At 27.0% G+C, this 14,724-nt stretch carries 13 protein-coding genes; 11 read left to right on the plus strand and 2 right to left on the minus strand.

The genetic code is table 11. The features are described 5' to 3' along the window. Positions 1–10 precede the first annotated feature (10 nt). The gene (locus DM780_RS01630; RefSeq protein ID WP_110548721.1) at positions 11–1,345 is read right to left on the minus strand and encodes an Nramp family divalent metal transporter; all 1,335 of its coding nucleotides are present in this window, start codon (positions 1,343–1,345) and stop codon (positions 11–13) included. A gap of 273 nt (positions 1,346–1,618) precedes the next feature. Here DM780_RS01630 and DM780_RS01635 point away from each other — a divergent pair, with 273 nt between their 5' ends. The 10 genes from DM780_RS01635 (at position 1,619) to mtaB (ending at position 12,384) form a co-directional block, all read left to right on the plus strand. After that, positions 1,619–2,452, plus strand: a complete 834-nt coding sequence (locus tag DM780_RS01635) for a prephenate dehydratase (protein ID WP_110548722.1) — start codon at positions 1,619–1,621, stop codon at positions 2,450–2,452. Continuing rightward, complete coding sequence (locus DM780_RS01640) at positions 2,452–3,609, plus strand: pyridoxal phosphate-dependent aminotransferase (RefSeq protein WP_110548723.1); 1,158 nt, start codon at positions 2,452–2,454, stop codon at positions 3,607–3,609. Before DM780_RS01635 ends, DM780_RS01640 begins: the two co-directional genes overlap by 1 nt. Next, complete coding sequence (locus tag DM780_RS01645) at positions 3,606–4,439, plus strand: prephenate dehydrogenase (RefSeq protein ID WP_110548724.1); 834 nt, start codon at positions 3,606–3,608, stop codon at positions 4,437–4,439. The genes DM780_RS01640 and DM780_RS01645 overlap by 4 nt, the downstream gene beginning before the upstream one ends. A gap of 33 nt (positions 4,440–4,472) precedes the next feature. Then, positions 4,473–5,552: a bifunctional 3-deoxy-7-phosphoheptulonate synthase/chorismate mutase type II gene (locus DM780_RS01650; RefSeq protein ID WP_110548725.1), complete on the plus strand. Its 1,080-nt coding sequence runs from the start codon at positions 4,473–4,475 to the stop codon at positions 5,550–5,552. A gap of 46 nt (positions 5,553–5,598) precedes the next feature. Next, positions 5,599–6,855 carry a methionine adenosyltransferase gene (gene metK, locus DM780_RS01655; RefSeq protein WP_110548726.1) on the plus strand — a complete coding sequence of 419 codons (1,257 nt, stop codon included), beginning with the start codon at positions 5,599–5,601 and terminating at the stop codon, positions 6,853–6,855. Between the two features lie 39 nt (positions 6,856–6,894). After that, complete coding sequence (locus tag DM780_RS01660) at positions 6,895–7,695, plus strand: enoyl-ACP reductase FabI (RefSeq protein WP_110548727.1); 801 nt, start codon at positions 6,895–6,897, stop codon at positions 7,693–7,695. 42 nt (positions 7,696–7,737) lie between these two features. Further along, the gene (rpe, locus tag DM780_RS01665; protein WP_110548728.1) at positions 7,738–8,394 is read left to right on the plus strand and encodes a ribulose-phosphate 3-epimerase; all 657 of its coding nucleotides are present in this window, start codon (positions 7,738–7,740) and stop codon (positions 8,392–8,394) included. 38 nt (positions 8,395–8,432) lie between these two features. Continuing rightward, positions 8,433–10,271 (plus strand): DNA primase, encoded by a 1,839-nt coding sequence (gene dnaG / locus DM780_RS01670; protein WP_110548729.1) that lies wholly within the window; start codon positions 8,433–8,435, stop codon positions 10,269–10,271. A 109-nt stretch (positions 10,272–10,380) separates the two neighbouring features. After that, positions 10,381–11,007: a peroxiredoxin gene (locus DM780_RS01675; RefSeq protein ID WP_110548730.1), complete on the plus strand. Its 627-nt coding sequence runs from the start codon at positions 10,381–10,383 to the stop codon at positions 11,005–11,007. A gap of 57 nt (positions 11,008–11,064) precedes the next feature. Continuing rightward, a complete protein-coding gene (gene mtaB, locus DM780_RS01680) occupies positions 11,065–12,384 on the plus strand; it encodes a tRNA (N(6)-L-threonylcarbamoyladenosine(37)-C(2))-methylthiotransferase MtaB (RefSeq protein ID WP_110548731.1) in 1,320 nt (439 codons plus the stop codon). Here mtaB and lipB read toward each other — a convergent pair. After that, positions 12,377–13,102, minus strand: coding sequence for a lipoyl(octanoyl) transferase LipB (lipB, locus tag DM780_RS01685; protein WP_110548732.1), 726 nt, complete (start codon positions 13,100–13,102; stop codon positions 12,377–12,379). The genes mtaB and lipB overlap by 8 nt on opposite strands. 97 nt (positions 13,103–13,199) lie before the next feature. On the opposite strand from lipB, the gene lysS reads away from it, so the two are divergent. Further along, positions 13,200–14,717: a lysine--tRNA ligase gene (gene lysS, locus DM780_RS01690; protein ID WP_110548733.1), complete on the plus strand. Its 1,518-nt coding sequence runs from the start codon at positions 13,200–13,202 to the stop codon at positions 14,715–14,717. The last annotated feature ends 7 nt before the right edge of the window (positions 14,718–14,724 follow it).

Below are 14,724 nucleotides of genomic sequence, written 5' to 3' on the forward strand. Positions count from 1 at the left end.
TAATTTAAAATTATTGAAAGGTATTATATAATAAGACTAAATTTAATAGAACAATGATAATAGTGATAAACCAAGATAATATTTTTAAAAAAGGTCCATTGACAAATAATCCCATTTTATTATAATCTCCTGTAAAATTAACTAAAGGAATAATTGCAAAACTTAATTGGATTGATAAAATTATTTGACTAATTATTAGTAATTCTGCAGTTCCTTTTTCTCCATAAATAATTGAGGCTATCATAGCAGGAACGATAGCAATTAACCTAGTTATTAGTCTTCTAACCCAAGGTTTTAATCGTATATGTAGGAATCCTTCCATCACAATTTGTCCAGATAAAGTTCCAGTAAGTGTAGAATTTTGTCCTGAGGCTAGTAAAGCTAGTGCAAAAAAAACTCCAGAAAGACTAGATCCTAGTATAGGCGATAAAAGTTTATGTGCATCCAGAATATCTGCTACTTCTGTATGCCCATATTTATGAAAAGTTGCTGCAGATATGATTAATATTGCTGCATTGATAAAAAAAGCTAAAGATAAAGATAATGTACTATCTATAGTCGCATATTTTATGGCCATTTTTTTACCTTCAATAGTCCGTTGGTAGTTCCTTGTTTGTATGATACTTGAATGTAGGTAAAGATTGTGAGGCATTACAGTTGCTCCTAGTATTCCAATAGAAATGTAGAAAGAATGTGAATTTTTAATGATTTCAGGATTTGGAATAATTCCTTTTAAAATGGGTAAAATTTCTGGTTTAGAACTAATAATTTCAAAACTAAAACAAATCAAAATTGTAAAAATTAATACAGCTACCACACTTTCAATGTATCTGAATCCTTTATATTGAAAAAATAAAATGAGTAAAACATCTATAGTCGTAATTAATACCCCCCACGTAATGGGAATTCCAAAAAGTAATTTTAAGGCTAATACGGAACCAATGATTTCTGCTAAGTCACATGAAGCAATAGCAATTTCGCATAAAATCCATAATATAAAACTAATAAAGGTAGGATAATGATCCCTACAGGCTTGTGCTAAATCTCGTTCACAAACAATTCCTAATTTTAAAGACAAATGTTGCAAAATGATAGCAAAAATATTGGATATAAAAATAACGGATAAAAGCATGTATCCGAATTTAGACCCTCCAGCAATATCTGTTGCCCAATTTCCTGGATCCATATACCCTACAGCAATTAATAGTCCTGGTCCAGTAAAAGCAAAAAATTTTCTCCATATTCCTTTTTTTTTAGGAACAGAAACAGTAGAAAAAACCTCAGAAAGGGAAGGGGATTTATTCTCTTTTCTCCATCCTTTTATTGGATCTTTATTTTTTAGCATAAAAATAGAATTAGTAGAGTATGAAAATATAAAGTTAACCGTTTTACTATTTTTATTTTTTTTTACGATTATCTTCTTAGGATAAAATTTTTTAAAAAAAATTGTATAAAATAAAATTATTTTTTACCTTTATTCTTTATTTTGATTCCGCGAAGTAAGTAAGAAATAAAAATAAAATGAATAGGACTCCTTATTAATTATTTTTTTATCGAATCGGTGAATCGGTTTATGGAGGAGTAGAGTATGAGGTAAATTATAAATATTTCTTACAATATGAAAAAAATTGCTATACAAGGGATAAAGGGGTGTTTTCATCATGCTGCAGTTTCTAGATACTTTGAAGGATGTCATTACCAATTAATGGAATGTTCATCCTTTAGAGAACTTGCCGTTTCTGTTGCTAAATCTAATGTAGATATTGGTGTAATGGCTATAGAAAATACTATAGCAGGTACTATATTGACTAATTATAGTCTTTTATATGAATATAACTTAAGAATAGTTGGAGAAATTTATATGCCTATAAGACATCATTTGATGGCTTTTCCTGGACAAAATATGAAAGAAATAAAGGAAATTTACTCTCATCCAATGGCCATTTTGCAATGTGAGTTATTTATAGATTCACATCCTGATGTAAAAATATCCAAGTATTCTGATACGGCTTCTGCCGCTAAATACATTTCTATATGCAAAAAAAAAGGATTAGCTGCGATTGCATCAGAATATGCAGCTAAGGAATATGGATTAGAAATCATTTCTAGAAATATACAAACCATTAGAAGAAATTTTACCAGATTTTTTATTATTAAAAATTTTTCCAATAAAGAAGATAATTTTAATAAAGCTTCACTAAGATTCAAAATTTTCCATACTACTGGTAGTTTATCTCAAATATTGAGTCTTATATCAAATCTTGGAATAAATATGACTAAAATACAATCTATTCCTATAATAAAAAAACCTTGGGAATATTTTTTTTATGTGGATATTATATTCAATAATATAAAAGATTATGAGAGAATGAAAATATGTATACAAAGAATCCCCTATCTTCATAAACTTTCTATTATGGGGGAATATAAAAATGGAAGAATTAGATCTTAATGATTGTTGTAGCAAAAAGAATACATCAAATATCGGAATATTTTTTTTCCGAAAAAATGAAAGAGATTCAGACTCTTAAAAATAAGGGGATAGATATCATTAATTTAGGAATTGGGAATCCGGATATTCTTCCTCCATACGGAGTTATTCCTAAAATGAAAGAAGCATCAGAAATAAAAAATGCGAACACTTATCAAAGTTATATTGGTATAGAAAGTTTACGTAAATCTATTGCAGATTGGTATGGAAATACGTATAAAGTGGATGTAGATTATCAAAATGAAGTGTTACCTTTGATGGGTTCAAAGGAAGGAATTATGGATATAAGCCTTTCTTATTTGAACAAAGGGAATCAAGTTCTAATTCCAAATCCTGGATATCCTATTTATTCTTCTATATCCAAACTTTTAGAATCGGAAGTAATTTATTATGATCTTTATGATAGGGAGGATTGGTGTCCTAATATAAAACTATTGGAAAATAAGAATCTATCTAAGGTGAAGATTATGTGGATCAATTATCCTCATATGCCAACAGGTGCAACTATAACTTTTGAAAAGTTGGAAGAAATAGTCGTTTTTGCTAAAAAAAATCGTATTTTACTAGTGCACGATAATCCTTATAGTTTAATATTAAATAATAATCAACGTCCTTTGAGTATATTTAATATTAAAGGTTCTAAAGATATTGCTTTAGAATTAAATTCTTTAAGTAAAAGTTATAATATGGCTGGATGGCGAATTGGAATGATAATAGGAAAACACGAATATATTAAAAATATTTTAAAAGTAAAAAGTCTCATCAATTCTGGAATGTATTATCCAATACAAATTGGGGCTATAGAAGCAATGAATCAAAATTCAGAATGGTTTAAAAAACTCAATCTAGAATATTTAAAACGTAAAAAAATTATATTGGAAATATGTGATCGTCTATATTTAAAATATAGAAGAAAAAGTTCTGGAATATTTGTTTGGGCTAAAATTTTAGATTTAGAACAAAATGATCGGAAATGGTCCGATAAAATTCTCAAAAATTATCACATATTTATTACACCTGGAAGCATTTTTGGAAATAATGGAAAAGGGTATGTAAGATTATCTATGTGTTGTCCTGTAAAAACTTTGGAAAAAGCAAAAAATAGAATTTTTTCATGAATATTGGAATTATAGGATTAGGTTTAATCGGTGGATCTATTAGTTTAGGATTAAGAAAATCCAATTTTGGAGATAAATTTTTAGGAATAGACTCTAATAAAGAAAATGCTATTCATGCTGTAAAACTGGGAATTGTAGATAAAATAATTTCTTTTCAGGATCTTATTCTACAATCTTCCGTTATTATTTTATCCATTCCTGTAGATGGAATAGAAAAAATACTTCCAATTATTCTTAATAAAATAAGTAATGATACAGTTATTTTAGATACTGGATCTACTAAGTATGAAATTTGTAATAGTGTCTATTCTCATCCAAAAAGAAGTCGTTTTGTGGCTACACACCCTATTGCAGGATTAGAAAATTCTGGACCAGAATATGCTCATTCAGATCTTTTCCATAAAAAAAATTGTATTCTTTGTGATTCTGAACTTAGTGATCCAGATGCGATATTTATCGTAAAGAAAATTTATTCTATAATGGATATGCGGATGATTTATATCACATCTAAAGAACATGATTTTTATATTTCTTACGTATCTCATTTACCTCATGTGGTTTCCTTTTCTTTAGCTAGTACTATTTTAGAAAAATTTAAAAATGAAAAAAAAATTTTTAATAATATGAGGGGGAGTGGATTGGATTCTACTACACGTTTAGCGAAAAGCAAACCTGAAACGTGGTTACCTATTTTTATTTCTAATAAAAATAATCTGATTCAAGCTATGGATGTTTATATAGATCACTTAAAGATATTTCGTAAATATTTAAGAAAAAAAGAATTTCATCAAATTGATCGGTATATAAAAAAAGCAAATGAGATAAAATAAAAAAAATATGTTTAATGTATAAATTGTATTATAATGGAAAAAAATATTCTAAATAATAGTATAGACAGATCTTGGATTGAAAAGTTTGATAATCCCCTAGTCATATCTGGTCCTTGTAGTGCAGAAAGCGAAAAACAAATCAAAGAAACAGCTATAAGGATGAACACATCCTATATACAAGTGTTTAGAGCAGGTATATGGAAGCCTAGAACTAAACCGAATAATTTTGAAGGAATTGGTAAAGTGGGACTTCAATGGCTAAAAAATGTAAAAAAAAATACAGGATTAATGGTTGCTACGGAAGTAGCTAATGCAGAACATGTAAAGTTGGCGTTATCTTTTGATATAGATATTCTTTGGATAGGAGCAAGAAGTACAGCAAGTCCATTTACTGTCCAAGAAATTGCAGATTCTTTAAAAGGAAAAGAGGATAAAATTATCTTAGTAAAAAATCCTATACATCCTGATCTAGAATTATGGATAGGAGCTTTAGAACGTTTATTTGCCAAAGGAGTTAAAAAATTAGGAGTTATACATCGTGGTTTTTATACCTATAAAACATCTAAATATCGTAATCAACCTAACTGGAATATATTATTGAATTTTAGGAGTATTCTTCCTAGAATTCCTATTATTTGTGATCCTTCACATATTTGTGGAAATAAAAAAGGAATTTTAGAAATTTCCAAAATAGCTTTTCATTTTTTTAGATGTGATGGATTGATGATAGAAAGTCATTGTGATCCTGATCATGCTTGGAGTGATGCTAAACAACAAATCACTCCTGAAAAACTTTTGGAAATGTTAAAAAAATTGATATATTCTAATAATTATGATGATGAAAAATATCAAAATCAGTTAGATTCTTTAAGAATACTCATTGATGAAATAGATGAAAATATTATTACTCTTTTAGCAGAAAGAATGAAAATTTCCAAAAAATTAGGAATTCTGAAAAAAAAATATAATATAGCTTTATTACAGAAAAATAGATGGGAGTATATTTTAAATAAATCTATAAAATTAGGAAAAGAATTAGGTGTTTCGGAAGAAATTGTTGAAGAAATTTTCAAAATTTTGCATAAAAAATCTATTCAGATTCAAAAATATTAAAAATATAATTTAGAAGAATAGAAAGCTAAGTCATCAAATAAAAAAAATGCCTTATTTATTCACTAGTGAATCTGTTTCAGAAGGACATCCTGATAAAATATCGGATCAAATATCGGATGCTATATTAGATCATTTTCTGGCCTATGATTCAGAAGCAAAAGTAGCTATAGAAACTTTAGTTACTACGGGGCAAATTGTATTAGCAGGAGAAGTAAATTCTAAAACTTGGGTTAATGTTCAAAAAGTAGCTCGTGATACCCTTCGGAAGATTGGATATACTAAAAATGAATATAGATTTAATGCAGATTCTTGTGGGGTAATTTCTTCTATTCAAGAACAATCTAGAGATTTATTCCAAGGAATAATACAAAATAATAAAAAAGAAAATCAAGGTGCAGGAGACCAAGGTATGGTATTTGGGTATGCTATTAAGGAAACAGAAAATTATATGCCTTTATCATTAGAAATATCTCATTATTTATTAAGGGAACTTTCATCCATCCGAAATGAAGGAGAAAAAATGCTTTATTTACGTCCAGATGCAAAATCACAAGTAACTCTGGAATATTCTGATAAAAATATCCCTATACATATTCACACCATTGTAATTTCAACTCAACATGATGAATTTGATACAAAAGAAAAAATGCATAAACGTATAGTTCAAGATATTAAAAATATTTTAATTCCAAGGGTCAAGAATATCCTATCGAAGGATATAAAAAAATTATTTACCGATCGAACGAAATATTACATAAATTCTACAGGTAAATTTGTTACTGGAGGACCTCACGGAGATACTGGAATTACCGGAAGAAAAATCATCGTGGATACTTATGGAGGAAGAGGTTCTCATGGAGGAGGATCTTTTTCTGGAAAAGACCCTTCTAAAGTGGATAGATCTGCTGCTTATGCTGCTAGGCATATTGCAAAAAATCTTGTTGCAGCAGGAGTTGCAGATGAATTATCGATACAAATATCTTATGCAGTTGGTATTGCAAAACCGATAGGAATTTTTGTGAATACTTATGGTTCCTCTAAAAAAGAACTTCTTGATGAAGAGATTGTACTAAAAATTAAAAAAAATTTTGATTTTCGTCCTTACGCTATAACAAAAAGATTAAAATTGTGTAACCCAATATATGAGGAAACAGCTGTTTATGGACATATGGGAAAAATTCCAAAAAAAGTATGGAAATATTTTTCGGATATAGAAGGAAATAAAAAAAAACAAGAAGTAGAACTTTTTACATGGGAAAAATTGGACTATTTGCCTATAATTAAAGAAGTTTTTGATATTTAATTCAATAAAAAATAGGTATTTTTGGTTAAATTTTTAACTATGTCTTACAATTTATTGAAAGGAAAAAAAGGGATTATATTTGGAGCTTTAGATGAAAATTCTATTGCTTGGAAGGTAGCAGAACGTGCTTATAAAGAAAAAGCGTCTTTTATTTTAACAAATACCCCTGCGGCTTTAAGAATGGGAAAAATTTATGAATTATCTCATAAAACAGAATCCATGGTAGTTCCAGCAGATGCTACTTCTATTATAGATCTTAATATTTTATTTGATAAAGCTTTAGATCATTTTGGAGGAAAAATAGATTTTCTATTGCATTCCATCGCTATGTCCATAAATATTCGAAAAGGAATTCCTTATACCTCTATTAATTATGAATTTTTAAGAAAAGGATGGGAAATATCTGCCGTATCCTATCATAAAATCATGCAAACGGCTTGGAGTAAAAATGCCATGAATAAATGGGGATCTATTGTAGCTCTAACTTATGTTGCTTCTAAAAGAAGCTTTTCATATTATGGAGATATGTCGGATTATAAGTCATATCTAGAGAGTATTACACGTAATTTTGGTTATCATTGGGGAATAAAAAAAAAAGTTAGGGTTAATACGGTTTCACAATCTCCTAGTGTTACAAAGGCCGCAAAATCTATTAAAGGATTCAATCAATTTTTTATTTTATCTGAAAAAATATCTCCTTTAGGAAATGCTTCGGCACAAGATTGCGCAAACTATATAATTACACTATTTTCAGATTTTACAAGAAAAGTAACAATGCAAAATTTGTATCATGATGGAGGGTTTTCTAAAACAGGGATTAGTGAAACGATGATTTCATAATCTTTCTTTATTTATTTCAATTTTTTTAGAAAAATATAAAATATGAAAAAAATTATTTCTCCATCTTTACTTTCAGCAGACCTGGCTTTCTTATATCGTGATATAGAAATGCTGAATAAAAGTGAAGCAGATTGGTTCCATATTGATATTATGGATTCCTCTTTTGTTTCTAATATTTCTTTTGGTACTTTATTTATCAAACATGTAAAAAAATATACTCATAAACCTATAGATGTGCATTTAATGATTATGCACCCAGAACACTATATAGAAGAATTTAAATTTTGTGGGGCAGATAACTTACATGTTCATTATGAAGCTTGTATACATTTAAATAAAACTATTTCTTCCATTAAAGAATATGGAATGAAAGTAGGTGTAGCAGTAAATCCTCATACTCCAGTTTTTATTTTACAAGATGTTATTAAAGATATAGATTTTGTTTTATTAATGAGCGTAAATCCTGGTTTTAGCGGACAAAAATTTATTCATCAAACTTATCAAAAACTAGAAGATACTAAAGATTTGATTTTAAAAAAACATTCTTCTGCACTTATCGAAGTAGATGGAGGGATTAATTTAGAAATTGCTTCTTTATTATTCAAAAATGGAGCAGATATATTGGTAGCAGGAACTACTATTTTTTCGAATTCTAACCCAAAAAAAATTATTCATAGAATGAAATTAGAAAGCATTTAAAATCAGATTTTTGTATTATTATTTTTTTTTTAAGAATCATGATTTCTAAAGAAACTATAAAACGAATATTTTCTACTTCTTGTATAGAAGAAGTTATCGGAGATTTTGTTTTTTTAAAAAAAAGTGGTCTAAACTATAGAGGTCTTAGTCCATTTTCTAATGAAAAAACACCTTCTCTGATCGTTTCTCCTACAAAAAAAATATGGAAAGATTTCAGTTCTGGAAAAGGTGGAAATATTATTACTTTTCTTATGGAATACGAAAAATTTTCTTATGTAGAATCCTTATATTATCTAGCTAAAAAGTATAATATAAAGATTCATGAATCTGAAAAAAATACAGATTTTAGGAAAATTTATCATGAAAAATATGGAATTTTATACTTAATACAGAATTATGCAAAATTTTTTTTCATTAAACAATTGCATTCCACAAAAGAAGGTCAAGCAAAGGGATTGAATTATTTAATAAAAAAAAGAGGATTTGATATGAAAACGATTCATCAATTTGAATTAGGTTATGCCCATTCCTCTTGGATATTATTTACGGAAACAGCTTTAAAAAAAGGATTTAAAATACGTGATTTAAAAAAATCTGGTCTTACTAGATTCAAAAAATTCAATAATTTTGACTGTTTTCGTGAACGTGTTATTTTTCCTATACATGATTTATCAGGTTGGGTAATAGGATTTGGTGGTAGGACTATTAATAGTTATTCCCGTACAACGAAATATTTAAATTCATCCGAAAACGATATTTTTCAAAAAAGTAAAATTTTGTATGGTTTATTTCAAGCTAAAAAAACTATTTTAAGAGAGAATCTTTGTTATTTAGTAGAGGGATATGCAGATGTGCTTTCTTTGCATCAATCTGGAATAAAAAATGTGGTATCCTCTTCTGGTACTTCCTTGACCATTGATCAAATATTGTTAATTAAGAAATTTACAAGAAATATTGTTCTTTTTTATGATGGAGATCGTTCTGGAATTCAAGCTTCTTTAAGAGGAATAAATATGTTATTAGAACAAAAAATGAACTTACGTATATTATTGACTCATAATGGAGAAGATCCAGATACTATTTCTAAAAAATATTCTTATTCTCAATTGAAATATTTTTTAGAAAAAAAAAGTTATAATTTTGTTTCTTTTAAACAAAAAATGTTTGAAAAATTCTGTCAAGATGATCCAATTAAAAAATCGTTTTTAGTTTTGAATATTTTGAAAAGCATTTCAAAAGTATCCAATCTTATCCAAAGAGAATTATATATAGAAGTCGCTTCCAAAAATCTAAAAATTCGTAAAGAAATTTTAATTTCTGAATTGGAAAGAATAAGTAATAAAAAAATTTATAAGAAAAATTCTACTATTAGTATTAGTTCAGAAAAAACTCAAAAAAATATTCTTCTTATAATTGAAGAAAAGTTGATTCAGTTAATTGTAAATTATGGAGATAAGGAGATAAAAATAGAAGGATCTAAGACTACAGTTTCCGAAAAAATATTCCAGACTTTTCAATTCCATAACTTTCGTTTTTCTTTAGATTCTCATCAGAAAATATTTGACCAAATTTGTTTACAAAAAAATTCCATAAAAAAATGGAAATTTTTGTATCATACAAATACGAAATCCTATTCCTTATCCAAATGGGATAAAAAAGGAATTGAAGTATCTTCCAAAGAGGAAAACATAGATCGATATCTTATCGACCTTTTATTAAGATATAAGTCCCAATATTTTTTGAAATTAATTCAAAATGAAATCAGTAATTTTCGAAAAAATATTAAAATTGAGGATAAGAAAGATCTTTTGAAAAAAATAATGAATTTAACAAGTTTAAAAAATGAACTGAATAAAAAATTACATAGATATGTATAAAAATGAAAAAATATTCATTATAGAATGGATGTAAAAGGAAAAAATTACTTGTTTTATTTTTGATTCTTATAATAATTTTGGTAAATTCGTGCATATAAAATATAGAAAAATGAATACATTAATTGCAAAAAAAGCGCCTAATTTTACAGCTAATGCAGTATTGAATGGAAAAGATATTGTTCCCAATTTTACTTTGGAACAATTTAAGGGAAGTAAATATGTATTGCTTTTTTTCTATCCTAAAGATTTTACTTTTGTATGTCCAACAGAAATATATGCATTTCAAGAAAAAATAAAGGATTTTGAATCTAGAAATGTACAAATAATAGCTTTATCTACAGATACAGAACAATCGCACTGGGCTTGGTTGCAAATTCCAAAAGAAAAAGGGGGGATATATGGTGTTACATATCCTATTGTTTCCGATATCAATAAAACTATATCCCATAATTATGGAGTTTTATCTGCAAATTGGATTTGCAATAATGAAGAATTGAAAGCAACAGGAGAAATTATTGCTTATAGAGGATTGTTTTTAATAGATAAAAATGGGATTATCAGACATCTTTTAATTAATGATTTTCCTTTGGGTAGAAATGTAAATGAAGCAATTAGGATGATCGATGCTCTTCAGTATTATGAAAAAAGTGGAGAAGTTTGTCCAGCAAATTGGAAAAAAGGTGAAAAATCTATGGAAGCTAGTCATAGTGGACTTTTAGATTATTTTTCTTCTTAAAAAAAAATTCTGTAAAAAAAGGTTCATTTCCGTTAATGAATATTATTTTTTATCGAAATGAGGAAAAAAAGAATTGCATTTTATACAATGGGGTGTAAGCTAAATTATGCTGAAACTTCCACAATAGCGAGAAAATTTTCTAATTTAAATTATGAACATGTTTCTTTCAAGGGGGTTGCAGATATTTATGTTATAAATAGTTGTTCTGTAACCAAAAATGCAGATTTGGAATTTAAGTACATGGTACGTTTTTTTATGAAGAAAAATGCAAAATCTTTTATTATTGCAGTAGGATGTTATGCACAACTTAATCCTAAAGAGATTTCTTATATTCGTGGTGTAGATATGGTATTGGGTTCTGAAGAAAAATTTAAAATAATCGATTATATCCATCCGATCCATTTATTTAAAAGATATCCTGCAAAAATTATTTCAAAAAAAACATCTTCTTATTTTTCATCGTATTCTATTGGAGATAGAACTCGTTCTTTTTTAAAAATACAAGATGGATGTGATTATCAATGTAGTTATTGTATTATTCCTATGGCAAGAGGTGGATCTAGATCGGATAGTATAGAAAATATCTTAAAAAAGATCCGGTTTCTTTTTAATAAAGGAATAAAAGAAATAGTATTAACGGGTATAAATATTGGAGACTATGGAAAGAAAATAGATGGGATCCATCAACATCGTTTCTATACATTTTTTGATTTAATCCAGGCTATAGATAAAATAAAAGAAAAGGGAAGAATACGTTTATCTTCAATAGAACCTAATTTATTGAAAAACGAATGTATTGAATTTTTATCAAAAAGTAAACATTTTGTTCCTCACTTTCATATTCCTTTACAATCTGGAAGTAACGATATATTGGGAAAAATGCAAAGACGTTATAGAAGAGAACTTTATCAAGAAAAAGTGAAAAGTATACGGAAATTACTTCCAGATGCTTATATAGGTTCAGATATTATTGTTGGATTTCCTGGCGAAACACATAAACATTTTTTAGAAACTTTTCATTTTTTGAAAAAATTAGAAATTTCTTCTTTACATATATTTTCTTATTCTCAAAGACCCAATACTAAATCTATAACTATACAGGAAAAAATTTCTAAAAAAATACAATGGAAAAGGAACAAAATATTAAGAGACCTTTCAAAAAAAAAATATCTTTCTTTTTGTGAAAGACAAATTTATACGAAAAAAACTGTTTTGTTTGAAAATAATTCTACGAATAATGAATATTTATATGGATATACAGAAAATTATATTCGAACAAAAATATCTTCAAATCCAATATTAAAAAATACATTACAAAATGTACTTTTAACGGAAGTAGATCAAGATGGAATCATGATTGTTAAATCTATTAGATAAATTTTATTTTTTTATTTATAAAAAATTTTATATTAAAAATTTCTTGAAAAGATTTTTTTACTAGATATTTTGTATCGGAAAAGGAAATCTTATTTTTTAATTCTTTTTCTAACGAAGTAACTTTTTTATTGAAAAGCCCACAAGGAATGATATAATCGAAATACCGTAAATCTGTATTGACATTTATAGCAAAACCATGCATGGTAACCCAACGACTCATTCTAATTCCTATCGAACATATTTTTTTATATTTACCGTTTTTTTTCTTTAACCAAACTCCTGTTTTTCCTTTTTCTCGTTCCCCTTTTATTCCATAATTTTTTAGAAAATGAATAATGACTTCTTCTAATAAACGTAGATATTTGTGAATATCAGTAAAAAAATAGTCCATATTTAAAATTGGGTATACCACTAATTGTCCTGGCCCATGATAAGTTATATCACCTCCTCTATCTGTTTGATAAAATGTAGCATCTATTTTTTTTAAAAAATCCGATGATACTAATAAATGTTTATTTTTTCCATTTTTTCCTATCGTATATACATGGGGATGCTCTACAAAGAGTAAATATCCTGCTATTTCGTTTTTATTATTATAAAAAAATATGTTTTTTACTTTTTTTTGGATAATATCATCAAATAATATTTTTTGATATTTCCAAGTTTCTTTATAATCTTTTTTTCCTAAATCTTCGAAAAAGAGTATTTTTTTTTTCATAATTTTTTAATTTTGAAAAATTAATAATACAATAAAAAAACAAATGTACCTTCGTATTGTTTTTACAATCGTACAATTATCTGCATGAAATATTTTTATGCCTAATTTATCAGAACAACAAATTATACGTATAAAAAAATTAAATCAACTAAGAAAATTAGGGATAAATCCTTATCCTCCAGAGGAGTATTTCATTACAAACACTATTTTTGATATAAAAAAAAATTTTAGAGAAAAAGATCCCATCAGCATAGCTGGACGTTTAATACGTTTGCGAATTTTAGGAAAAGCTTCTTTTGGAGAAATTAAAGATCACACGGGATGTATACAAATATACTTTAATAAAAATCATTTTTACTCAGAAAAAATGGAAAAAGAGGAATCCTACAATATTTTTTTAAAAAAACTTATAGATATAGGAGATATTATTGGAGTTAAAGGTAATTTATTTAAGACAAAAATGAATGAAATTACTATACATGTCCATAGATTAACTATCCTATCTAAATCTTTACGACCATTGCCACAAGTAAAAATAGATAAAAAAAATAAAAAAATATATGATTCTTTTTCTAATACTGAACAACGTTATCGTATGCGGTATGTAGATCTTATTGTGAATGATCATGTTAGAAATATTTTTTTAAAACGTACTCATATAATACGAGAAATTAGAAATTTTTTAGACCATAAAGGTTATTTAGAAGTGGATACTCCTATTCTACAATCTATTCCTGGAGGAGCTGTAGCTCGTCCTTTTATTACCTATCATAATTCACTTGGAATTCCATTATATTTACGTATTGCTAATGAACTTTATTTAAAAAGACTAATCATTGGTGGATTTCACGGAGTATATGAATTTTCTAAAAATTTTAGAAATGAAGGAATGGATAGGAATCATAATCCAGAATTTACGGTATTAGAACTTTATGTTGCTTATAAAGATTATTATTGGATGATGAAATTTACAGAAGAACTTTTGAAGTGTATTTACAAAAAAGTTCAAAAGGAGGATAAGGATATTTTAATAGAAAAAAATCGTATTAATTTTAAAACTCCATTTCCAAGAATTCCTATATTGGATTCTATTCAAAAAAATACGGGGTTTAATCTTATAGATATGGAAGAGGAAGAATTAAGAAAAGTTTGTAAAAAATTGCATATAGAGATAGAGGAAAATATAAAAATGAGCAAAGCTAAAATGATTGAAAAAATTTTTGAAGAAAAATGCGAAAAAAATTACATCAATCCTACTTTTATTATCGATTTTCCTATAGAAATGAGCCCATTAACGAAAAGACATCGTCATAATAAAAATTTGTCAGAACGTTTTGAATTACTTATCAATGGACAAGAAATTGCTAATTCTTATTCAGAACTTAATGATCCTATAGATCAACTCGATCGTTTTAGAGAACAAATCAAATTATCTGAAAAAAATACAGATGAATCTATGCTGCTTGATAAAGATTTTATACGATCTTTAGAATTTGGGATGCCTCCTACTGCAGGTATTGGAATTGGAATAGATCGATTGGTCATGTTATTTACGCAGAAAAGTTCTATTCAAGAAGTCTTATTTTTTCCGCAAATGCGACCAGAAAAAAAATAAAATAAAT

Source organism: Blattabacterium punctulatus (assembly GCF_003226695.1).
Lineage (GTDB): Bacteria > Bacteroidota > Bacteroidia > Flavobacteriales > Blattabacteriaceae > Blattabacterium > Blattabacterium punctulatus.